The organism is Microcoleus sp. B13-B6 (assembly GCF_036705405.1).
Taxonomy (GTDB): domain Bacteria; phylum Cyanobacteriota; class Cyanobacteriia; order Cyanobacteriales; family Microcoleaceae; genus Microcoleus.
In genome coordinates, this window is record NZ_JAUBUJ010000043.1 from 1 (window position 1) to 22,589 (window position 22,589).

Here is a 22,589-nt window from a genome sequence, read left to right on the forward strand (position 1 = left end):
TCTGGTGGCTGTGGGCTTTTTCATTCCTTTATTTTACCAGATGCCGCCACTTAAGTTTTTTTGACCTGAATCCTTACAAGATTTGAGCCAACTTCCCTTCCTCAAGAAGCAGATCGAGAGATTATCTAATGAGTCCAATCTAGACGGGGAAATTCAGCGAACAGAGCGCAAAATTCGTCGCCCTAAAGGTGCTGGTATCATTACAGGTAAAGCCCTCATTCAGCTTCGCTCTCGCGCTCGGCAATTTTTGAATTGGGTGGGTCGCTGGGTTAAGGAGCAGGAATCGCGCTTAGCTGAAAGCGAAAATTATCTTCAGAAAGAAGCCAAACAGTTAAAACAAGATATTGAGAATCTTCAAGATATGGTTCTCCAAGAATTAGATACCTTTGAGGCGACAAAACCTCCAGTGTTTATTTTAGCTGGTATTGCCTGTTGCCGAAAAGCTGTGGAAGACATCGGCAATATCTTCGATCCAGATACCGAATTGTCAACCGCAGAACCTGACCCAAAATATATCCTGCACGCGGAGCTGTTAAGAATGCCATCTATCCCGATCGACGATGACTGGGAACTAGATATCGCTAATCCTGAAGCGGGTATAAAGGGAATTTTGGAGTTAGTCAAAAATGATATTTGGGATTGGCAACAAGCATTCGATATGCAAAGTTATGTCTGTAGTTCAAAAGCGGTCGGAAATCACGAGGCTACGGCGCAAATCATCGAATACCTCGAACACAACCCCGAATCAACATTAGACCTCGATCGGCTAAAGGACGAACGCAATAATCGGATTGAAGAGTGTCAAGGAATTTTGCAGGAGCAGGTCGAGACTACTAGCAAACAGCTCGAAAGTGCCGTAGCTTTTGGTTTACTAAGAGAAACAGATAGAAGTGCTTATGCAGCACAGATTGAAAGCATTAAAAATGCTCATGTAACAACCAGGCGGTTTTCCGAAAAAATTGAGCTGCTTCGGGCGATCGGTCAAGGAATTAGCGCCAAGCGCCAGGAACAGATCGATCGAGTATCCGAGGAATTAGAGAGTCTTCAGCAAACAGGTATAGCAGATGCCGATCGTACCAGAATTTGCAGTGTATTGGAGCAAGGCGATATCCTGACGGCTAAGGAATATATATCTATGCTGCAAGAGCGGCGATCGCTTCCTGAACCAGAGGAAAAAAGAGATGCTTTTAAAGACTTCTTCGAGCATAAGTATGCTGCGATCGAAAAAGTGCTTGAGGAGTGCGATCGCGATCGACAAAAAAAGCAAGACCTAATTCCCAATATTTCCAAAGGGAAAAGTATCGCAAAAATCCAGATACCGCAAGGAACTCAAGCCAAAAAAGCCGCTGATATGCTAGACGCTTGGTTTGCAGCCAAGGGAAGGAAGCAAGAAATCACAGAGAAAGATGCTCGCCAAATTCTCAGCAACCTCGGTTTTAACATAACATCTCTTACATTTAAAAAATCAGGACAAAATACCTGGATTGACGTTAATGCTGAGCCGATATTTGACCAAAATCGCTGTCCTGTGTCTGCCTATGGTTCAGCCGCGAAGGGCCATTACCGCATTCTTTGTGTATGGGATAGACCGAACGAACAGGATCTCCTCAATGCCGTTGGAGAAACAGCTCTTGGAGGGCCGATATTCGTCTTTCATTTTGGGCGAATGACTGAAAAGAAACGCCGAGATTTGGCTGATTTGTGTCGGCAGCGTCGGAGCACTTTCATTGTGATAGATGATGTGCTGATGCTCTACCTTTGCGGAGAACAAAAAACACGCTTACCTGTATTGTTTGATTGTACCTTACCCTTTACTTTCTTAGAACCTTATAAAACCGCAGCAGGAGAGGTTCCGCCTGAGATGTTTTACGGGCGAGTACGAGAACGGGAATCCATAATCGATCCTCTTGGTTCTTGTTTGATTTATGGAGGTCGGCAGTTAGGTAAAACCGTTTTGCTTAAGTATGTACACCGGACTTTTCATGGAACCGACGCGGGAAGGAACGCCCTATTTTTGGATATTAAAGAAATTGGACGCAACCAAGCTTTAGATAAGATTTGGGATTTACTAAACGGAGAATTGGATAAATTGAAAATTCCTGATACCAATCGGCGCAACTCCGTTCGCGAAAGCAGCTTGCTGCGGATTAAAAATTGGCTGGAATTGGACAAGCAGCGGCGCTTTTTGCTGTTGTTGGATGAGGCAGATAATTTCCTTGAAGCCGATGGTAAGGAGGATTTCCTCCGCTGCGATGAACTCAGAAAATTAATGATGGAAACTGACCGACGTTTTAAGGTAGTCTTTGCCGGATTGCACAACGTTCTGAGAACCACTAGACAAGCAAATCATCCGCTGGCTCACTTTGGCAGGCCGATCTGCATTGGGCCTCTGCTGAATAATGGTGAAATGCGTGCGGCAACAGCTTTGGTAGAACGTCCGCTGGCTAGTCTTGGCTATCGTTTTGAATCACTTGATTTAATCCCGCGCATTCTTTGGCAGACTAACTATTATCCGAGCTTGATTCAACTCTATTGCGAGCAGTTACTCAAGCACATTACTAACCCAGATGTCCCTACTTTCGATCCTAAAATTAGTCCGCCTTACGTGATTACTTCTCGCCATGTAGAAGAAGCTTATCAAAGTCAAGACCTTCGCAATAATATTCGCGATCGCTTTAAGTTGACATTGGGGCTCGATAAGCGCTACGAGGTAATTGCCTACTCGATTGCTGATGGCTCTCAGGAGGATGAAACAGGCATGGAGGATGGGTTTTCTGTATCTTGGATTCGCGAACAAGTCTTGTATTGGTGGTCTGACGGATTCGCGGGAAGGTCATCGGAAGATGAAATCCTGGCTTTACTAGAAGAAATGGTCGGATTAGGAGTTTTACGAGAAACCAATCCAGGTTACTTCACTCTGAGAAGTTCTAATTTAGCCTTGCTTATGGGTACGCAACCAGAAATTGAAGCAGAACTTCTGAGACCGCGTGAAGCTCCACCTGAATACGAACCTGCTACTTTTCGGTCTCCTCTTGTCAAAAATAAAGCTGATTCCCGGCGCAGTCCTTTAACTGTTCAACAGGAATCAGAGCTGCTGCGCCCGGAGAATCGTGTCTCTATTATATTTGGCTGCCAAGCCGCAGGAATTGACGATTTGAGAGTTTTTATGATGGAAGCAGCAGCTAGTAAGAAGGATTGCAAAATTCACTATCACTATTTAGAAAATCTCTCAGACCTATCGGATTTCAGCCAGCGTTTGACAGAAATTATTTACCATCGTAAAAAAGATATCACGCTCGTTGTTGTATCAGCCACCACCCTTTGGAGTAAGGATTGGGTTGATGAGGCAATTAAGAAAATCAAAAGATTGAAGAAAGAAGCGTTTATTCAGCTTGTTTTTGTCGCCGATCCTCAGAAGGCTTGGCAGTTAGTTATTCCTAATTCGATAGGTTTAGATTCCTTTAAGGAACTAAGATTTTTCAGCCTCAAACCTTGGCACGATGCGGCGCTGCGACATTGGTTGGAAGATGCTAAGTTGCCCAGCGGACTAGAAGTTAGAAAGAAGATTACGGAAGTTACAGGGAATTGGTCAAACCTGTTGCAAAAATTCTATCAATTTTCCCAAGCTAATCCGCATCGCTGGCAAGATTCCTTGGCGGAACTGAAGAATCAATTTAATAAATCTGATAAATTAATTAATTCAATGGGCTTTGACGGTTGCGAACCTCAAAGAAAACTGGTAATGAGAACTTTGGCCCAATGGGGAGAAGCAGCAGTGGTTGAGGAATTAATTGAGGTTCTGGATGATGTATCGCCTGAAATTGTCAAGCAGACTCTCCGATGGGCGGAACTCCTCAGTCTTGTCTCGCATTTAGGAAATCAGAAGCAAGACGGTAAGGATTACTGGCAGATTGACCCTGTAGTTGGTCGTCTGCTCGAATCTATGGCAGAGTAATACAAACTTTCTGCTGTGCGATGTACTCAAGCAGATATCTGACTTAAGATAGGCGATCGCCCGCAGCAGCTAAGTCTAAGCTAGAAATTGTTCCATAAACCTAATTGAGGAAAAAAAGATGAGTAGCGGTCACGCCAGCCATAAAGGCTCTTCCACAAAACCCAATACCAACACTAACGGTCAAATTACATCTCCTGACGACCAACCCGCTGACCCGCTAAATCAAGAAACATCCGGTTATCCGTTCCATAACGAAGCAATGGAAAATCCTGTTGCCACCGCGCGGCCCGACGAAGAGGCTGAGTCTGGCGAAGAACAGCAATAGTTATATCGATTAAATTGTCATCGATATCCTATCTGCGACGCGGTTGATTAGATGTTTGATAAAAATCCGGTTTGTACTAATTACATCTTGCACTTCCATAGTCCGCCAGGGATTAGAATCTCCGGCGGACTATTTGGGCAGGTTCAGTAGTACCTCATATCAAATCCGTTGACATCGGAATTATTATCTCTCTCTTCTCTTTCTCTGTGTCCTCTGTGCCCTCTGTGGTTTAATCATTCCGATACAACCAATTGATATCACAGCTTCAGAACAAAGGACTAAAGTCCTTACTACAAAACTATTTAACCTATAAAATTCAAGTTAGGAATTATTGAGAAATGAGCGAGATTAACCAACTATTTCAAAAAGACAAATTGCCGGAATTGGGGTTAGTCTGTATTACAACATCCAATGAAGTTCGCTTTCGCACTGTCACGCGGAAGCGACTTTTACAGCTTTCGGAAACTGAACAAGAAACAGTATTGCGCGAGCTTTATACAGACAACTTAAAGCGGCTTGACAAAGCGATCGACTTCTGTTCCGTTAATCAGATTAAGCTCTACCGCATGACTTCTGCACTGTTCCCTTTTGCAGATACAGATTTGGGGGAAGCAGTGCTACACTCCATGACTGAGGAATTGCGGACTACGGGCGATCGCGCTTTGTCTTTGGGCATCCGCTTGGTACTCCACCCGGATCAATTTGTCGTCCTCAGTTCCGACAAGCTTTCTGTGGTTGAAAACAGCATTAAAATTCTCGCGGCTCATGCTTTAATTTTAGATATGTTGGGACAGCCCCGATCGCCCCAGGCACTGATGAACATTCACGGCGGCAAGAGCGATCGCACTTCGCAGCTCAAATCAGTCATCCGCGACTTGCCAGAATCCATTCGATCGCGCTTAACCTTTGAAAATGACGAATACGCTTACAGTTCCTCGGAAATTTTAGAAGTTTGTCTCGATACCGGCGTACCAATGGTTTTTGACGCCCACCACCACGTCATTCACGAACATTTAGAAACTTACGACGATCCCAGCGTTGCCGAAATGCTCGCAGCAGCCCGCACAACTTGGTCTGTTCCTGAATGGCAATTAGTGCATATATCGAATGGCAGAGAATTTTTTGCCGATCCGCGCCACAGCGATTTAATTACAGAAATGCCTAATTGCTATTATCAGGCTCCTTGGATTGAAGTAGAAGCTAAATTTAAAGAATTAGCTATTGAAAAGTTGCGCGCCGAATGGTTGTCGGCGAATGTTCCACAATTTAGCAATGTCTCGTAGGGGCGGGTTTTACCAACAATAATTGCCTAAAACCAATAATCTCGAAAACCCGCCCCGCCCAAGAGTCAATCGCAAGAACAGGCAAGATGCCTGTTCCACAAAGAAGGAATTTTTTTGTGGGGTGGGCCGCAAGAACAGGCAAGATGCCTGTTCCACAAAGAATGAGATGCCTGTTCCACAAAGAATGAATTTTGTTGTGGGGTGTCCCGCAAGAACAGGCAAGATGCCTGTTCCACAAAGAATGAATTTTGTTGTGGGGTGTCCCGCCCGGTTTAGTCCGACAATCCGACAGGGGTTAAAAACCCCTGTCTCATAGCTAAAGTCCTCTAAAAGAGGACTAAAATAGATAGATATAGAGATCATATTTCCAGTCGGTTTAAACCGACTTTAGCTTTGAGGCAGGGGTTTAAACCCCTGCCGGACTGCCGGATTACCCGACTGTCGAACTGCCGGAATCGGTAAAAACCGCGTTAATACAACTATAAAATTATGTGCGGAAGATTCACTTTAACTACTTCAGGTCAAATCATCGCCGAATTCTTCAAACTGTCGGGAGTTCCCGATATCAAACCGCGATACAATATCGCCCCAACTCAATCAGTTGCCACAGTAACAGTTGAACCAGAAAAAATGCAGCGACATTTTCAATTTATGCGCTGGGGGCTGATTCCAAGTTGGGCAAAAGACATGAAAATAGGCAGCAAGATGATTAACGCGCGATCGGAAACTGTAGCCGAAAAACCTGCTTTTCGCAGCGCCATCAAGCACAGGCGATGTTTGATAGTCGCTGACGGTTTCTACGAATGGCAACAGCAGGGAAAGAACAAACAGCCTTACTATTTTCAAAAGGCAGACGGCGAACCTTTTGCTTTTGCCGGTTTGTGGGAAAATTGGGAATCTCCTGAAAAAGAAAACATTGTATCTTGCACTATAGTTACTACCGCTGCTAACGAAACAGTCCACCCGATGCACGATCGAATGCCAGTGATTCTCCCCGACAGCGATTGGGAACAGTGGCTAGATCCTGCTGTTAAAAATGCTCAGGAAGTTTTGCCCTTGTTAAAACCCTATGCTTCCGAAGCGATGAAAGCAAAGGCCGTAAGTGCGATCGTCAACAGTCCAAGTAGAGACACTCCCGAATGTATTAGCGATCGGCAATAAATCATTGCAGCGGACAAAACCGCGATAGTTTGAGTTATGATGTAAAATGATGTTTGAGTTGTAGCTTGGGTTTTCTCAAGATCAGTTTAACTCAGTTGTTATTTGCTCAAACATTTTTTAAACCTTAACATCAGTTAGAAGACAAAAAATATGATCGGATACGTTACACTAGGTACCAACGATATTGAAAGTGCAGCCAAGTTTTATGATGCTTTGCTTGCTGAAATTGGCGCTCGACGATTCATAGAATTCGACCAATTTATCGCATGGGGTCTTTCTCCAGATCTACCAGCACTTGCTATTACAAAACCCTATGATGGTAACACAGCAACTGTTGGCAATGGAGTAATGATAGCTCTTAAAGTTGACAGTCCCGAAAAAGTCAACTTAGTTTATAACAAAGCGATCGAACTTGGGGCTAAGGATGAAGGAGCGGCAGGGCCAAGAGGCGTGTTGCCGGGGTTTTATGCGGGATATTTTCGGGATATTGAGGGGAACAAGCTGAACGTGTTTTGTATGCCTGGGCCAAACACTTAATCTTTTTGTTTTTCGTGAATCTCGAAGAAAAAAAGCTATTTCCGATCGTTAGCTATTAGTTATCAATCCCTAAATAAGAGTTGATAACTAATAACTAATGGCTAATGACTAATAACTAAATTAGCTATCGTACATCCGCGCTTCAGCAGCCTCGGGATTTTCCTCGCAATACTCGTCAAAAGCCGTTTTTTCAAGCTTCATCGATCGCTGGTGAGAAGCCTCTGCCTGCATTTCTTCTACAATATCCCACGCTACCGCGCACTCTCTAGAGGTAGCGCCTTTTTCGGCACAGATAGTTCTGGCATCCGCGATCGCCTGTTCGATTTGTTCCTCAAATAAAACACTCTTCGGCTTCTCAAGAAAATCGCTTTTTGTCAATATATCCGTGACCGAAATAATGCCCACTAGCTCGTCCTTAATCACCGGCGCCCGGCGGATGCGGGTATTGGCGAACAACCTCGCCACGTATTCCACGCCCAAGTCGGGATTGACCGTAATGCAAGGTTTGGTCATAATCTCGAAGACGCGGACTTTTTTCGGGTCTACTCCGTAGGCTGCTACTTTATAGACAATATCCGTTTCTGTCACAATGCCATAGGCATCTTGTTCGTGGCGACGTTCCACAATCAACGCGCGCAAACACAAATCGTTCATCATCGCCACCGCTTCAGCTACCGTTGCTGAACCGCGAATGGTAACAACATCTGTGGTCATAATGTCTTGGGCTTTCATCATCATTGTTTATTCCTTCCCGCTGATAAAGTCTACTGCGTCCCGATTTGGGGCTGTCCATTTGATTTGCGATCATCATTAGGACTTACCCTCACAAACCCGGTTTCTACCAAAATTTTGGGTTTAGTAACGATAAATTCCGGGTTAGCAACCAGGTTTCTGAGAAATCGTGCGATCGCAAACTAATCATAAAACCTTTAACGGCACTCGCGATGACAAGTTGCCTGAAACAGCCGCTCGCTGCCCATGAGCCTCTGGACTCCGCGATTTAGCCCTCAGACGGGGCTAGCGTGCGATCCTCCAAGCAAGAGTGAAGTATTGGGGCGATCGATCTTTGAGCTTGTGGGACTCAGATTTTCCAGCCCCAGTCTCAAAGAAGCAAAAGTTAACACAAACTAACCAACTGCTTGCGCTCGCACAGATCCCCGCCTCTGATAAACTTGATGGCTGGGAGTGCAAAATAGCACAAGGCACGCATCAGCAGTTGGGAGGATCTAGTTCGTGGACAATGTAATCGGTTTAGAGATCATCGAAGTAGTTGAGCAGGCAGCCATCGCCTCCGCTCGCTTGATGGGCAAAGGCGAAAAAGATGAAGCTGACAGAGTGGCTGTAGAAGCCATGCGGGAGCGCATGAACAAAATTCATATGCGCGGCCGCATCGTGATCGGCGAAGGCGAGCGCGATGACGCACCGATGCTTTACATCGGGGAACAAGTAGGTATTTGTACCCGCGAAGATGCCAAAGATGTCTGCAACCTAGATGAATTGATCGAAATTGACATCGCTGTTGACCCCTGCGAAGGTACTAACCTGGTGGCTTACGGTCAAAACGGTTCGATGGCAGTTTTGGCAATTTCTGAAAAAGGTGGTTTGTTTGCGGCACCGGATTTCTACATGAACAAATTGGCTGCTCCGGCGGCTGCTAAGAATCATGTAGATATTCGCAAAACGCCGACTCAAAACCTCAAAATTATCTCTGATTGTCTCGGCCGCGGTGTTGAAGATTTGGTGGTGGTGGTCATGGATCGCCCCCGACACAAAGATTTAATTAATGAAATTCGGGCAGCGGGTGCAAGAGTTCGGCTGATCAGCGACGGCGACGTTTCGGCAGCAATTTCTTGCGCGTTTTCTGGTTCCAACATCCACGCACTTATGGGTATTGGTGCAGCACCGGAAGGTGTGATTTCCGCAGCAGCAATGCGCTGCTTGGGCGGTCACTTCCAAGGGCAGTTAATTTACGATCCGGCTGTTGTAAAAACTGGTTTGATCGGTGAAAGCAAAGAGAGCAATATCGCCCGCCTGAAAGACATGGGCATCACAGACCCAGACAAGATTTACAATGCTGAAGAGCTGGCATCTGGAGAAACAGTTCTGTTTGCAGCTTGCGGGATTACTCCCGGAACGCTGATGAATGGAGTTCGCTTCTTTGGCGGCGGCGCTCGCACTGAAAGTTTGGTAATTTCTTCTCAGTCGAAAACTGCTCGGTTTGTGGATACAATCCATATGTTTGACCAGCCGAAATCTTTGCAATTGAATTAGTGATTAGTTAGGGGTTAACAGTTAAATGTTAACAATTAACAGTTAAATGTTAACAGTCACCGATGATTAGCAATTAGCGATAAACTAAGAACTAATAACAGGTGACTGTTAACAACTAAGAAAGAAATAGTGACAAATCACAGATATGAATATTGCAGTCGTAGGTCTCAGCCACAAAACAGCGCCGGTAGAAGTTCGCGAAAAACTGAGCATTCCAGAACAGAAAGTTGAAGCCGCGATCGCCCAATTGCGCGGCTACCCGCACATTCAAGAGGTTGCCATCCTCAGCACTTGCAACCGCTTAGAGATTTATATTGTTACCAGCGAATCGGAGCCGGGAGTGCGAGAGGTTATTCAGTTCCTTTCAGAATGCAGTAAAGTTTATGTGCAGTCTTTGCGCCCTCACCTGTTTATTTTGCTGCACGAAGATGCGGTGATGCACTTGATGCGAGTGGCTTCTGGCCTCGACAGTTTGGTGCTCGGAGAAGGACAAATTTTGGCTCAGGTAAAACAAACTCACAAACTCGCTCAGCAGTACAAAGGTGTAGGCAGAATTTTAGAGCGCTTGTTCAAGCAAGCTCTCACAGCAGGGAAGCGAGTTCGCACGGAAACTAGCATCGGTACCGGTGCAGTTTCGATTAGTTCGGCGGCGGCAGAATTGGCTCAAATGAAGGGTCAGCATTTAGCAAGCAGCAAAATTGCGATTATCGGTGCTGGCAAAATGTCGCGGCTTTTGGTACAGCATTTGCTCTCAAAAGGAGCTAGCAATATTTCGATCGTTAACCGCTCTGTGCGGGGCGCGCTGGAGTTGGCCGGTCAGTTTAAAGATGCTCAATTGCACCTGTATCAGCTCTCGGAAATGATGCAGGTAATTGCCGCTTCTGATTTGGTTTTTACCAGTACGGCAGCTACCGATCCGCTGTTAAATAAAGCTAAATTGGAAGCGGTTTTAGACCCGAATCGCCCTTTGATGTTGGTGGATATTTCTGTGCCACGCAACATTGACTCAGATGCGAACGAACTCGCTAATGTGCGATCGTTTAATGTAGACGACTTGAAAGCAGTGGTAGCTCAAAACCACGAAAGCCGCCGCAAAATGGCAATGGAAGCTCAGGGCTTGCTGGAACAGGAAGTAGAGGCTTTTGATCTCTGGTGGCGCAGTCTGGAAACTGTTCCTACTATTAGCTGTTTGCGGGATAAGATAGAATTGATTCGGGAACAAGAGTTAGAAAAAGCTTTATCGCGTCTGGGTTCGGAATTTTCGGAGAAACATCAAGATGTGATTGAATCTTTAACCAGGGGGATTGTGAATAAGATTTTGCACGATCCGATGGTACAGTTGCGCGCTCAGCAGGATATTGAGGCGCGGCGGCAAGCGATGCAAACTTTGCAAACACTGTTTAATTTGGATGTGGATGTCAATCAGCAGTACAGCTAGTTTGTCATTAGTCATTGGTCATTAGTCATTAGTCAGTTGACCCGAAAGCAGGAGTCATATTATGTCCGGTAAATTACCATGAATAAAAATGCCTCCAACCCTTGCGGCAAAAGCATCATTCGGGAGGGTAAATTGCTCGAACCTGATATCAGTTATCATTCCACCAATAACTAATGACTAATAACTAATGACTAATAGGCGAATTTATCAAATAATCCTACTGATTGCGGGGCTAGGGCTGGTTGTTGAGTTTGCCTCCCGCATTTCGGCAGAAATTCTCTGGTTTCAGGAAGTTGGATATCTTCAGGTTTTTCTGTTAAAGCTGAAAACTCAAGGGTTGCTGGGGACGATCGCAATTGCTGTTTCTTCTGTCTTTTTGCTGGGAAATTTGGCTTTAGCCCGCCGCCTCCAACATCCCGTAGAGGAAATGAAATCGCCGGTTGCGGAGGCGCTATTCGCTTCACTGAAGGCGAACAAAACTGGGAAGAATTACGAATTACCTGTTGCTAAATCCCAAATAACCTTTTCCTGGCTGCTGTTGGCGGTATTCGGATTGAGTTCGATCGCAGCTTTGACATCAATTTACTGCGGGCTGTTAGCTGCAAGCAGTATCGCCTATTTCGGTATAGCTGACAATTTACCTGCACCGCCCGTGCAGTTGGGAATTGAGTCAATCCAGCATGGGGCGGTGCAGCTATTTTCTCGCTGGTGGCAGTTAGGCTTGCTGCTGGGGACAATGTTAGCTGTGGTAATTAAGCCTGATTTTTGGCTGCGGGCGATCGCCCTTTTTCTCAGTTTGGCGATCGGGCTGATTGCCACCAGTCGCTGGACAAATGTTTTGCAATATTTTCACCCTATTAATTTTAACACAACCGACCCTCTTTTCCATCAAAATATTAGCTTTTATGTATTTATTTTGCCAATCTTAGATTTGCTAGGATTCGGGCTGACAGTTGTATTTTTGTACAGTTTAGTATCTTGTGCTTTAACATATTTGCTATCGGGAAATAGTCTGAGTCAAGGGAGATTTTGGGGGTTTTCTCGATCGCAGCAGCGGCACTTGTACGGGTTGGGTGCAGCTTCCATGCTAGCTGTTGCATTCCGCTACTGGCTGGGGCGCTACGCATTGCTGTATTCGCGGGGAGACGTTACTTACGGGGCGAATTATGCTGACGTAACGGTACGGCTGCCCTGGTATGGATTTTTGAGTTTTTTGGCGGGGGCGATCGCCGTTTTGATGCTGTGGCAAGTTTACCCATTCAAAATAAAACATGAACTCATAAAAAAGATTATTATAGCGTGGCTAACTTTAAGCTTGTTGGGAACTTGGCTGCTGCCAACAATTGTGCAGCAACTCCTAGTTAAACCTAACGAATTAGCAAGGGAAAAGCCCTACATTAAGCGCAGTATTGCCTTTACTCAAGAAGCCTTTGACCTCAACAATATAGAAATAAAAACTTTCGATCCCGCCGGAAAACTTACTTATGCCGACTTAGAAAAAAATAAACTTACTATTAGCAACATCCGGCTGTGGGACAAGCAGCCGCTGCTGCAAACCACCCGACAGTTACAGCAAATTAGACCCTATTATACATTTCCTGATGCCGATATAGAGCGCTACACAATCAAAAATGAAAAAGCAAAAAAGGGAGATTCTGAAAGCCAACAAGTGTTTCTGGCAGCGCGGGAATTAGATTACACGGCAGTTGCCCCCGAAGCTCAAACTTGGGTGAACAAACACCTGATTTACACTCACGGTTACGGCTTTACTCTTTCTCCGGTAAATACAGTCGGTGTCGGCGGTTTACCCGATTATTTCGTCAAAGATATTGGAGTTGCAGCCCAGGAAGGGGAGACGGCTTTGGAAGTAACCAGCGATCGAATTCGGGCCAGTATTCCGATCGGCTACCCGCGAATTTACTACGGCGAAATCACCGATACAGAAGCGATGGCGCCCACAAAAGTCAAAGAATTCGACTATCCCAGCGGCGAAGACAATGTTTACAATACTTACAGCGGTAGGGGCGGAATTGCGATCGGTTCTATGTGGCGGCGCTGGCTGTTTGCTAATTATCTCAAAAATTGGCAAATGGCACTGACGCGCAATTTTACGCCAGAAACTAAATTGCTGTACCGTCGAAATATTAATAAAAGAGTCCGGGCTATAGCTCCTTTTTTGCGCTACGATTCTGACCCGTATTTAGTAGTAGCGAACGCCAATCTTAGCAATGATGATATAGAAAAAGAAAAAGATGAAAATGGCAACGAGATTAAACCTTCACCCTCGGCCACTGATAAATCTCCCAACTATCTTTACTGGATTATCGATGCCTATACAGCGAGCGATCGCTATCCGTATTCTGACCCCGGCAATCATGAGTTTAACTACATCCGCAACTCCGTTAAAGTAGTGATTGATGCCTACAACGGGTCTGTTGACTTCTACGTTGCCAATCCCTCCGATCCGATTATTAACAGTTGGATGGCTATCTTTCCCGGACTATTCAAACCCCTTGACAAAATGCCTCCGGCTCTCCGCAAACATATCAGATATCCTGTAGATTTGCTGAGCATTCAATCAGAACGCTTGCTAACTTATCATATGGAAGACCCGCAAGTATTTTACAATCGGGAGGATTTGTGGCGAGTTCCCAATGAAATTTATGGCAGCGAACAGCAGCCCGTATCACCCTATTATTTGATTATGAAGCTGCCAACTGAAAAAGCCGAAGAATTTATTTTGCTGCTGCCATTTACACCAGTAAGTCGTAACAATTTAATTGCTTGGATTGCAGGGCGATCGGATGGTAGCGAGTACGGAAAATTGCTGCTGTATCTGTTCCCCAAACAGCGATTAGTTTACGGCCCGGAACAAATAGAAGCTTTAATTAACCAAGATCCGGTTATTTCCGAACAAATATCTCTCTGGAATCGCCAGGGTTCCAAAGCCATTCAAGGAAACTTATTAGTAATTCCCATTGAACAATCTTTACTGTATGTGGAACCTCTTTACTTAGAAGCCGAACGCAATAGCTTGCCAACTTTAATCAGAGTTATTGCTGCCTACGAAAACCGCATCGTCATGGCAGAAAGTCTTGACTTGGCACTCAAGGCACTTTTTCAGCAACGATCTACTAATAAACCGGTCATTATTCGACCTGTGGAAGGAACAGCACCAGCTTTAAATAGTGACTGATATCAATTCCGGTTGCACTCATCATGACTGTTGACTGTTGACTAATGACTGTTGACTGTTGACTGTTGACTGTTGGCTGTTGACTGTTGACTGTTGACTGTTGACTCTGGGTCGAAAAACTGAATGGTTGAGTGTTAAGTGTTGACTCGATTTTATTATTCCGATGCCAGCGGAAACGATATAAATTACTGCGATTTCTGTTCGCTAGCAGCCTTAATATCCTGCCACCAAACATCAACATAGGGCCACATCAATCTCTCGTCTCCTCGCGAATCTAGTTTCACAGTCACCTCATAACGGTCAATATGCGTGAGATCGCCAGTTTTACCATTCAAATACAATTGTTTGGGATTGTCGGTGATAATTTCTACCCTTTGATTCAACAGCGGCAGCATCTGGGTAGAAGAACCCTGAAATGGATTTTTACCTTTTAGCACATAGCCGCCAATCAAAGAGAAGTACATTGAAGCTAGGAAAAATACTGTACATAAACCCACAATTAGCAGTGTTTTTTGTTGTGAAAAAGTGGTATAAATGCTCACATATCCTACGATCATAGTTCCAAAAAACAACAAATTTGGCAAGTACAGCCCATCTTCCAGAAACACGCTACCAAAAAACATGAGGGCTACCTGAAAACCAAATAATGCAGCCACCCAACTCCACCCAGTTAGCAACGATGCAGATAGTAGCCAATTCATTGCTATAGTAAGGACGATCGCCATTGCTATTGCCCCAAGTGGTGCTGCATAATCGTACTGTCTGAAGGGAAGAATAACAAAAAATACTAAAGCATACGCAAAACCCGCAAAAGCCAGTGCTAATCCACTAATTATTTGATTCCAGTTCAGCATGGCGATGGATTTTGAGCTTACTACAGTTAAGCGTTCATCTTCTGTTGTGGTAGTAGCCGTTGAAAATTCCCAGCCGACTAAAGCCAGAAATTATAACCGTAGGGTGCGCCACAAGAACCTTACCGCTAGCTATATTGAGGGGAGGGAACTAATTTTTGACACTCTCCGGGCTAAAGCCACGGAGATTCTTAAGACTTAAGTCTTAAATGCGCTGTCAAATCGCATCTACACGCTCGAAACAACTACTGGCACGAGAAGTATTGCTGTTGCGCTTACTTTTGTTTTTAGATTGCTTTCTGATTCCATCAATAATCCAGTTAGGTACGCTCAACGAATCACTATTACGTGTTTGGACAGGCTCGGCATTGCCGAGTAGCGATCCAACCCAGGAGTTTCACCTTATGAAATCGTTTCAACACGTAGATGGTTGTTCTTACTTGCCTGTCTAAATTCTCAGCTTTAGTTGAGAATTTATTAGATATTTTAACAAAGTTTTATAATTAAAGCCGTCCAGCTTATGACGGGGCTTCAAACCCAATTTTGTGGTGAACCAAGCGTGCTCTCCCAGTTTCCCAAGGTGCAAGATGAACCATGACCGAAAGCACAAATCAGCCGGCTCAGAAGGTATAATTTTCCGAAAACCAGATTATTTAGGGTCGATCGACTTAACAAATTGTTGCACAGGCTGTGGTAGAGCCGGCACAAAAGTCTTTCTAAAACCCTTAACATCGAACACTCGCCACAAAATACCTACCGCTACCGTCAAGAAAAATAACGCTCCCAAAAAATTGAACACAGTAGACAGAAAACCGCTGTCCCTTTTTTTCGGAGGTGTAATATGTTTCATGCGATATACAGCCGGCTCGTAATCTCTCGACTCCTCGCGATTGCGGGGCGGCGTTTTGGGCCGCGAACTCGCACTGCGCTTCTGAGTCAAACCCGTTTTATTAGTTTTAGTAAAACTGCTGGGCGACTTTAGCTCAGAAGCGCCGCGGGTTCCCGTTAACTTGCTAGCAGAAGCCCCCGTTTGGCCAACAGCAGCATCCTGAATTCTGCTGTTAGGGCGCTGAGTCGATTTGCGCTCGGCGAGGGTACGCATCAAACTTTGCAATTGCTGAGTCGCCGCCGGCGGGCGTTCCCCTTTCCTCGCCCAATTTAACAGCATCGCCCCGGTAATCCCGCAGAGATTCGTAGCGCCTACAGAAGCCAGCCGCTTCAGCAGAGGCTGGCTATTGGACACAAAAATCACCAATGCCTCCGGGTGTTCCTGAGCCAAACCGTAAACGCACTGAGCCGTCGCCACCACGAGCATTGCTGGCTTGCTTTGATTTTTGATCGAAGGTTCCAGAGCTCGGTGTGTTTCCTGAGCGTCAGTTGCAATCCAGCCACTGTCGGCAAAAAATCGCATAAACTCTCTAGCTACTTGCTCTTGAGCTTTTTCCACCGCTTGCCCTGTCAGACGATCTATTTCGTCGTACACTACTTCCGGGATATAGCAAGTTCCCACCTTGGAATATTCTTGCCACACTTGGGTTCGGCCCGTCATTAAAACATCTGCATCAAAAGTTACCAATACAGGAGGAAGTTGATTAGCCATGACTTTATCCTATAGGCTCAGATAAGTTATTTAAACTTAATCGATCAAGTTTAAACAAATTTTGGGTTATAAAAAAATCAACTTTTGGTAATAGATAAATTGCCCAGGGCGGGGATCTTAATTGGAAATTAGTAGTTAGGAACCCGATCGCCCTTCAGTTCCCACTTCGATCGCTCAATTCCTAGATTCCACTAATTTACCGCAACCCAAGAGCCTATTACCAAAGATGCCCGACTACTGCTAGTTCCCGATTCCCAGACGGCCAGCCAAAGCCGGAGTCAAAGGCAACAGGGCAGCAATCATCAAGAACAAAGCTAGCAAACCCAAAGCCGCGCGAGCGTCGTCAGGCTCAGTCAGCTCGTTGAGGCTCGGCCGCTCCAGATTCCGCTGTAAAATCAGAATCACGATCGCCCAATACAGAGCCAAAGGATTAACTAAAGAAACGATGGCCAGCACCACAAAAGTCGCCAAAGTAGTGCGGCTGGCTATTTTCCGACCGTAGATGGCTTGCACGATTCTACCCCCGTCCAACTGTCCCGCCGGCATCAAATTAATCGCCGTTATTACCAAGCCCAACCAACCGATAACTACCAGCGGGTGAACGTCAACAATCTGCTGCTGCAACGCCGAACCCAAAACCACTTTTGCCAAAGTTCCCACCAAAACCGAGCCCTTGAAAAATTCTGCGGGAATTTGAAACAAACTGCCGGGGTGAGACAGCAGCAAACCCGTTACCAGCATTAGCACAGAAACTATTCCCCCAGCCGCTGACCCGGCAAAAGCAATGTCAAACAAAACTTTACGGTTGGGCAGCAGCGACTCAAAACGGTCGATCGCTCCAAAACAACCTATCTGCAAAGTTGGTATAAAAAATGGCCAACTCAAGCCAACCTTGTACCGATTTGCCAGCACTCGGCGAGCAATTTCCCCAGAGCCTAAAACCGCCCAAATTCCGGCTGCAATTGGCAAAACTTCTAGATATCTAGCCGGCGAGTTAAAGAAATCGAAACCTAGCAGCAAACCGCCTGTCTCTAAGCTAGTAGCAATTGTTGCCAGCAGCAGCACGACTGCTAGGATTTTTTGAGACAGGGTTGTTGGCTGCGGGTCGTTGGTGCTGGGCAAGATAATAACTACGGGCTTGTCGTCCTGATTTTCTACTAAAAATAGGCGGTAGCGATCGTTTAATCTTTCTTCCAAACTTGCCGTCAAACGTGAGTGTACTTGTTCTGGGTCTCCCCGGAGATTGCCTTTCAAGATTACCCCATCTTGATAGGGAATCGTTTCTGTGGCAAAGAAAGTATCAATTCCAAAGATGCCTTTAATTGCCTTGAGGTCTTCAACTGGAACAGGAATTATTTCTGATTCATTATTCGCAGGCGACGAGGTGACGATCTTAATGGTTTCTGGGCCTGGTGGTCGCTGCGACTCAGGGGCCGAGAAAGCATCGCTTTGGGACTTTACCTCAGCAGCATCCGGCCTCGGCAGCACTGTATCAGATGCAGCCTTACGCAATTGCCGGCCCAGATAAATGTACAATCCCGTGGATGCCACTAGCAGCAACAATACCGCCACTAGATTGAGGTAAATTCCGGCGGCGAACAAACCAAAGAACAGCAGCCAGGGACTCATCAGCGCAACAGACTGCAACCAAGCCAAAATTCCCAGTTTGCCAAAAGGTCTGGCGCGATAAAATCCCCAACCCAGAATTCCCAGAGCAACCAATACGAGCGCAATTGTTGCCGTATTTTCCGATGCAACTATAGGCATTCCGGTTGCTTGCGCCAATAGGGGCTTTAATTGGTCGATCGCGCTGCGGTCGAGTAATAGCATTAAATTTTGGGGAACATGAAATAGAGTTGTTGGGAACATATCCAAACCTGTCGGAAACTAGCCTGATTACTAAGGATAACCTCTGAGGGCTACTCGGCCCACAACCTGCTGTTGCTGTTTGAACATCGCAGGAGCTAGGCTATTGACACAATCGACTTTTTATGATACCACATCGGCTGTGGCAAACCTATACTCAGAAGGGTAGCAGTGTCTACCGACAGGATGCCGGGATACCACCTGACCCAGATAGGCAGTGTTTCGCATTTGTTGTGCGAAACAAAATGCGAAACAAATGCGAAACAAATAAGGTTTAAGCCGCTCTCTACTTTTCGGTAAAGAACGGCTCAAAGCGTTGATGCTATTAGGTTTTATCTACGGGTACGGCAGGACTTGAATCAAAGCCTCGCTCTTGAATTACGAATTTCCGTCGTTCTAGCCATTTTTTGCACCCACTCTGAAAGTCCTGTTTTTGATTTGAGCGAACACTGAGCGACTTGCTGTAGGCTGAGTACATCAGTCGAACTCAGCACTATCAGAGTAGGGAGCGAGAGATGAGCGAAAAATCTAATCCTGTCACTGCAAGTACCACCGCAGACTACCTTATTGGCTACGAGCGGATTCTAGACTACTTCCAACAAGCACAGAAAGAATGCCCCAAGGGCGTAGGGCTAAAAAGAGACAGGAAAGCGAGCGGTGGTTACATAACGTTGCAATTCAAGTTAGGTGACAAGCGGGTCAACAAGACTTGTGGGTGCTACCTGACCATGCAAGGTATCACTGATGCTCTGAGGAAAGCTCATCTAGTTGCTAGCGGTTTACAGTCCTTCTCTAGCGAGAGTCGGTTTTTAGCCTGGTATGATGATGTTATTTTGGATAAAAACGTCATCAAAAATGATTTGATAACGTTTGGTCAGGCGATAACAAAAGTAGAGAAAGAATACTGGGATGGACGCACTAAACGCCGTCAACAACGTGACAGGAGTAGTATTAGTCAGCAACGTACTTGGAGTGCCGTTTACGGTGACTACTATAAGCTGTTGCCACAAGATAGGGTCGTAAACCTAACAGATGTTCTGTCCGCAGTTAACGGTAAAAAACAAGGAACCAAGTGCTTTAAAAATTGCTTGTGTGCCATGAAAAAGCTTGCTGAGACTATTGACAGTGCCGACTTATTGGGCAGGCTCAAAGAGATTGACGGTAGACAAACAGAATTTCGTGAAGACCTTCAAACTTTATCGGTTGATGAGTTTTTAAAACTTCGCGAAGTGGTTTTAGATGTTCCCAACAACAAACGATACCATTTGGAATCACGTAGGCGGTGGATGTGGGTATTCTCAATGCAGTTGGTGTATGGCTTTCGAGTTCATGAAGTTTTTGCGATTCAGAATATTGACAAGCCATTTAAGACGAAAGATGGTGTTATTATTCCTGCCTTGAATGAACCGGTAAACAAACAAATGATTGCCGTAGTAGGCGATAAGACTTTACTAGATACTACAACCAAGACGGGCTACAGGTTGTGTATACCCATGCTCCCTCCTACTCATCCTGACTTGATGGAATGTTTAGAAATCAAATCAGGCAACTTGCCTGATGTTAGAACATCGTCAAACAATCCAAAGACGATTAGTGGGCTATACAGTGACCGCGCACAAACTATCTTAAGAAGATGGGACAAAGGCTTTACCCAAACCCACGCTTTACGTCACTTAGCGAATCTCAACGGTCAAATGGCGGGGATGTCTCAGGAGACAAGAGCTAAGAGTTTGGGGCATTCAACACAGATGAATGAAGGTACTTATAAAAAACGAGCCAATACTCAGACAACGATTGATTTACTAACTCAGTCCACAACAGAAGCTATTCCATTGGGTAGTGCAATTGGAGTGCTTAAACAGCTAGGAAGTGATGTGAAAAATGTCAAACTGCTAGCCGCTATTTATGGCATTACGCCCGACGAAGTGATGGAGTTGCTTGCCGAATAATTTGAAACAAAACTTTACACTTCCTGTGTTGACAAGGAAGTGGAAGTCTGCAATCGTGAGTAACTAAGGAAGATTGATGCGCGGTTGACGAGCACTGGAAATGCTAGCCAAACCACGACTTCCCCAAACCGTTCTCTTACAACGTTTGGAGCCTATAAATTATGCCACTTTCAGCCGATTGTCCTAACGGACGATCGCAACTCTTAATGATTGAGTTGACGGGGTTTTGCCATGACTAAACCTACCGTCAGCTACCGTCGCATTGACCAATTAAAGGCGATCGCCTTTGACCGTGGTTTCACCAACGAAGACGCCAGACAGTTTGGGAAACTCAGCAAAACTGCTACATGGGAAGCACTGCTGGAACTGTACCTCGTTGCCGGTGAATCATTTGACACAGTGAATGTAGACACTCTACTAGATACTCTACTAGACACACCGCTAGACACTTTAGACACAACACCTGAACCGCTTGACACAGGTGAAACAGTCGCAAACAGTCGCAAGCAGTCCGACTGTTTGTATACCTTGACGGAACCACTAGACACAGCGCTAGACACTGTAGACATGGAGGGTGTAGACACTGTAGACACCCTTGATTGGACTAACGACGGTTCATTCCCTGTGTGCGGTTTCACCCGCCAGACTTCCACCAGCTTTTTAGACTGGGTTGACATCTCTCAACTCATTGCACTCGTACTCACATCGGCGGGGGTGTTTGTGCTGGCTATGTCTATGTGGCGACAAATCAACCCCTTGAATTTATTTCCCTCCCCAGTTCGCATCAACATTCAAATCGGGACAAAATTATGAGCTTACAACTACGCCTTTTTGGCGGAAATTCTGATGCTGGAAAACTCACGGCTAGCAACGACGGCGGACACGCTATCGACAAATCAAAAGTTTTGGCAAGCACCGACGCAAGTGTCATCACACCGCTAAATCCTGGTAACTTTTCCAGCATTCGTAGTGCTCCAGTTGTACCAGCACCGCGCTATTTCACGAAGGAAGAAGCGGACGCTATGAAGGATTTAGCAAAGGAGAAAACAGACGGGGCAAAACAATCTAAACGTGCCTATGAAGCGCTGGCAAAAGTTGAAGAAGCCGATGCTAAAGTTCACCGTCATCACCGCAAATATGAGGGTGCTGTGGCCGATAATGAACTGGGCAAAAAACGCTCAGACACTCGACTAGCTAAGCACTTGCACAGTTTGCGTCCCGGCTATGCCCGACTGGGTTTAGGGATTGATAAGGCTGACAGTGATGCTCGGACTCGCATTGATGAAATCAAGGCAAAACTCACAGGAGGGACTCACTAAATGAAAGCGATGTATCTGGCTAACTACTTCGTTGCCGGATGCGTCGCTTTCTCCCTTTTGGGGTGGATAGCGAGTCTGCATCCGATGGCAATGAAAGCCGTTTTATTCTTGCTAGCAGCGATTGCGATTGCTTGGGGGTTGAGCTGGTTACTTGACTACTCCCTGAGTAAGTTGCTTAAGGTTTCAGTGGCCGATTTACAAGCGCTTTTAATCGGCGGTTTAGCGATGCTGTTGATTGGTTTGGGGGTGTTTCTATGCAGCTAAAACTGTTTGTATTGAGCGCGTCCTCTGTCGTGTTGTGGCTGACTCCACTAGCAGCCCTGGACAAAAAGCTAAACACTCATAAAGCACTGCAAGGTGTCAGTTTGTGTGCTGCGATCGCTTGCTCTGTGGTCGCTGGTAATATCGCTCGCGAACAGTCAGAACAAGATGAAATCGAGGCGATGAAAGCTAAGGCTATCAAGGCTGATACGATTGACGAAATCAGTACATCTGTTTACATTTCTCAACAACAGCGACAGCAAGAAGCTGAACAAATTTTGAACCCGCGAGAACAGCTAGAACGCTTACTGGCACTGACTTATGACGGGGAAGAGGAATCAGAACCGATCGCCCAAAAACAACTAGCTGAACCCGAACAGAACGACTCTCAGAACGCTGAATCAGAACGCGCTGAACGAGCGCTGCAACTGAAGGCTAAGGGATGGGGTAAAGCGAAAATCATCCTTGAGGTATGGGGGGTTAGCAAGGGAGGCTCACCAAAATACAAAGCTGCTGAATCTGAGTATAAACGCTTAATAGAAGGAGGATGAAAACGTGGGCTGGGGGGGGGGAGCCG

The 22,589-nt window shown here is 45.7% G+C and carries 17 protein-coding genes; 13 read left to right on the forward strand and 4 right to left on the reverse strand.

What is annotated here, in order from left to right:
• Positions 1–82 precede the first annotated feature (82 nt).
• The 5 genes from QUB35_RS19515 (at position 83) to QUB35_RS19535 (ending at position 7,261) form a co-directional block, all read left to right on the forward strand.
• Positions 83–3,955, forward strand: a complete 3,873-nt coding sequence (locus QUB35_RS19515; RefSeq protein ID WP_333143429.1) for a hypothetical protein — start codon at positions 83–85, stop codon at positions 3,953–3,955.
• Between the two features lie 118 nt (positions 3,956–4,073).
• Positions 4,074–4,280 carry a hypothetical protein gene (locus QUB35_RS19520; protein WP_172190898.1) on the forward strand — a complete coding sequence of 69 codons (207 nt, stop codon included), beginning with the start codon at positions 4,074–4,076 and terminating at the stop codon, positions 4,278–4,280.
• Between the two features lie 338 nt (positions 4,281–4,618).
• Positions 4,619–5,563 carry a UV DNA damage repair endonuclease UvsE gene (gene uvsE / locus QUB35_RS19525; protein WP_333143430.1) on the forward strand — a complete coding sequence of 315 codons (945 nt, stop codon included), beginning with the start codon at positions 4,619–4,621 and terminating at the stop codon, positions 5,561–5,563.
• Positions 5,564–6,052: 489 nt separating this feature from the next.
• Positions 6,053–6,724: an SOS response-associated peptidase gene (locus QUB35_RS19530; RefSeq protein WP_333143431.1), complete on the forward strand. Its 672-nt coding sequence runs from the start codon at positions 6,053–6,055 to the stop codon at positions 6,722–6,724.
• A gap of 150 nt (positions 6,725–6,874) precedes the next feature.
• The gene (locus QUB35_RS19535) at positions 6,875–7,261 is read left to right on the forward strand and encodes a VOC family protein (protein WP_333143432.1); all 387 of its coding nucleotides are present in this window, start codon (positions 6,875–6,877) and stop codon (positions 7,259–7,261) included.
• Positions 7,262–7,381: 120 nt separating this feature from the next.
• Here the strand turns inward: QUB35_RS19535 and QUB35_RS19540 are convergent, their stop codons facing one another.
• Positions 7,382–7,999, reverse strand: a complete 618-nt coding sequence (locus QUB35_RS19540) for a CP12 domain-containing protein (protein WP_333143433.1) — start codon at positions 7,997–7,999, stop codon at positions 7,382–7,384.
• 495 nt (positions 8,000–8,494) lie between these two features.
• Here QUB35_RS19540 and glpX point away from each other — a divergent pair, with 495 nt between their 5' ends.
• From glpX to QUB35_RS19555, 3 genes are all read left to right on the forward strand, one after another.
• A complete protein-coding gene (glpX, locus tag QUB35_RS19545; protein WP_333143434.1) occupies positions 8,495–9,532 on the forward strand; it encodes a class II fructose-bisphosphatase in 1,038 nt (345 codons plus the stop codon).
• A 145-nt stretch (positions 9,533–9,677) separates the two neighbouring features.
• Positions 9,678–10,970 (forward strand): glutamyl-tRNA reductase, encoded by a 1,293-nt coding sequence (locus QUB35_RS19550; RefSeq protein WP_333143435.1) that lies wholly within the window; start codon positions 9,678–9,680, stop codon positions 10,968–10,970.
• A 187-nt stretch (positions 10,971–11,157) separates the two neighbouring features.
• Complete coding sequence (locus QUB35_RS19555) at positions 11,158–14,166, forward strand: UPF0182 family protein (RefSeq protein ID WP_333143436.1); 3,009 nt, start codon at positions 11,158–11,160, stop codon at positions 14,164–14,166.
• Positions 14,167–14,351: 185 nt separating this feature from the next.
• Here QUB35_RS19555 and QUB35_RS19560 read toward each other — a convergent pair whose 3' ends face one another.
• The 3 genes from QUB35_RS19560 to QUB35_RS19570 form a co-directional block, all read right to left on the reverse strand.
• Positions 14,352–15,020 carry a hypothetical protein gene (locus tag QUB35_RS19560; RefSeq protein ID WP_333143437.1) on the reverse strand — a complete coding sequence of 223 codons (669 nt, stop codon included), beginning with the start codon at positions 15,018–15,020 and terminating at the stop codon, positions 14,352–14,354.
• 646 nt (positions 15,021–15,666) lie between these two features.
• Positions 15,667–16,617 (reverse strand): hypothetical protein, encoded by a 951-nt coding sequence (locus tag QUB35_RS19565; RefSeq protein WP_333101902.1) that lies wholly within the window; start codon positions 16,615–16,617, stop codon positions 15,667–15,669.
• A gap of 240 nt (positions 16,618–16,857) precedes the next feature.
• Complete coding sequence (locus tag QUB35_RS19570; RefSeq protein ID WP_445252123.1) at positions 16,858–18,384, reverse strand: site-2 protease family protein; 1,527 nt, start codon at positions 18,382–18,384, stop codon at positions 16,858–16,860.
• Positions 18,385–18,998: 614 nt separating this feature from the next.
• On the opposite strand from QUB35_RS19570, the gene QUB35_RS19575 reads away from it, so the two are divergent.
• From QUB35_RS19575 to QUB35_RS19595, 5 genes are all read left to right on the forward strand, one after another.
• The gene (locus tag QUB35_RS19575) at positions 18,999–20,432 is read left to right on the forward strand and encodes a hypothetical protein (RefSeq protein ID WP_333143439.1); all 1,434 of its coding nucleotides are present in this window, start codon (positions 18,999–19,001) and stop codon (positions 20,430–20,432) included.
• A gap of 231 nt (positions 20,433–20,663) precedes the next feature.
• Positions 20,664–21,245, forward strand: coding sequence for a hypothetical protein (locus QUB35_RS19580; protein WP_333143440.1), 582 nt, complete (start codon positions 20,664–20,666; stop codon positions 21,243–21,245).
• Positions 21,242–21,751 carry a hypothetical protein gene (locus QUB35_RS19585; RefSeq protein ID WP_333143441.1) on the forward strand — a complete coding sequence of 170 codons (510 nt, stop codon included), beginning with the start codon at positions 21,242–21,244 and terminating at the stop codon, positions 21,749–21,751. Before QUB35_RS19580 ends, QUB35_RS19585 begins: the two co-directional genes overlap by 4 nt.
• Complete coding sequence (locus QUB35_RS19590; RefSeq protein ID WP_333143442.1) at positions 21,752–22,015, forward strand: hypothetical protein; 264 nt, start codon at positions 21,752–21,754, stop codon at positions 22,013–22,015.
• Positions 22,006–22,563, forward strand: a complete 558-nt coding sequence (locus QUB35_RS19595) for a hypothetical protein (protein ID WP_333143443.1) — start codon at positions 22,006–22,008, stop codon at positions 22,561–22,563. The genes QUB35_RS19590 and QUB35_RS19595 overlap by 10 nt, the downstream gene beginning before the upstream one ends.
• The last annotated feature ends 26 nt before the right edge of the window (positions 22,564–22,589 follow it).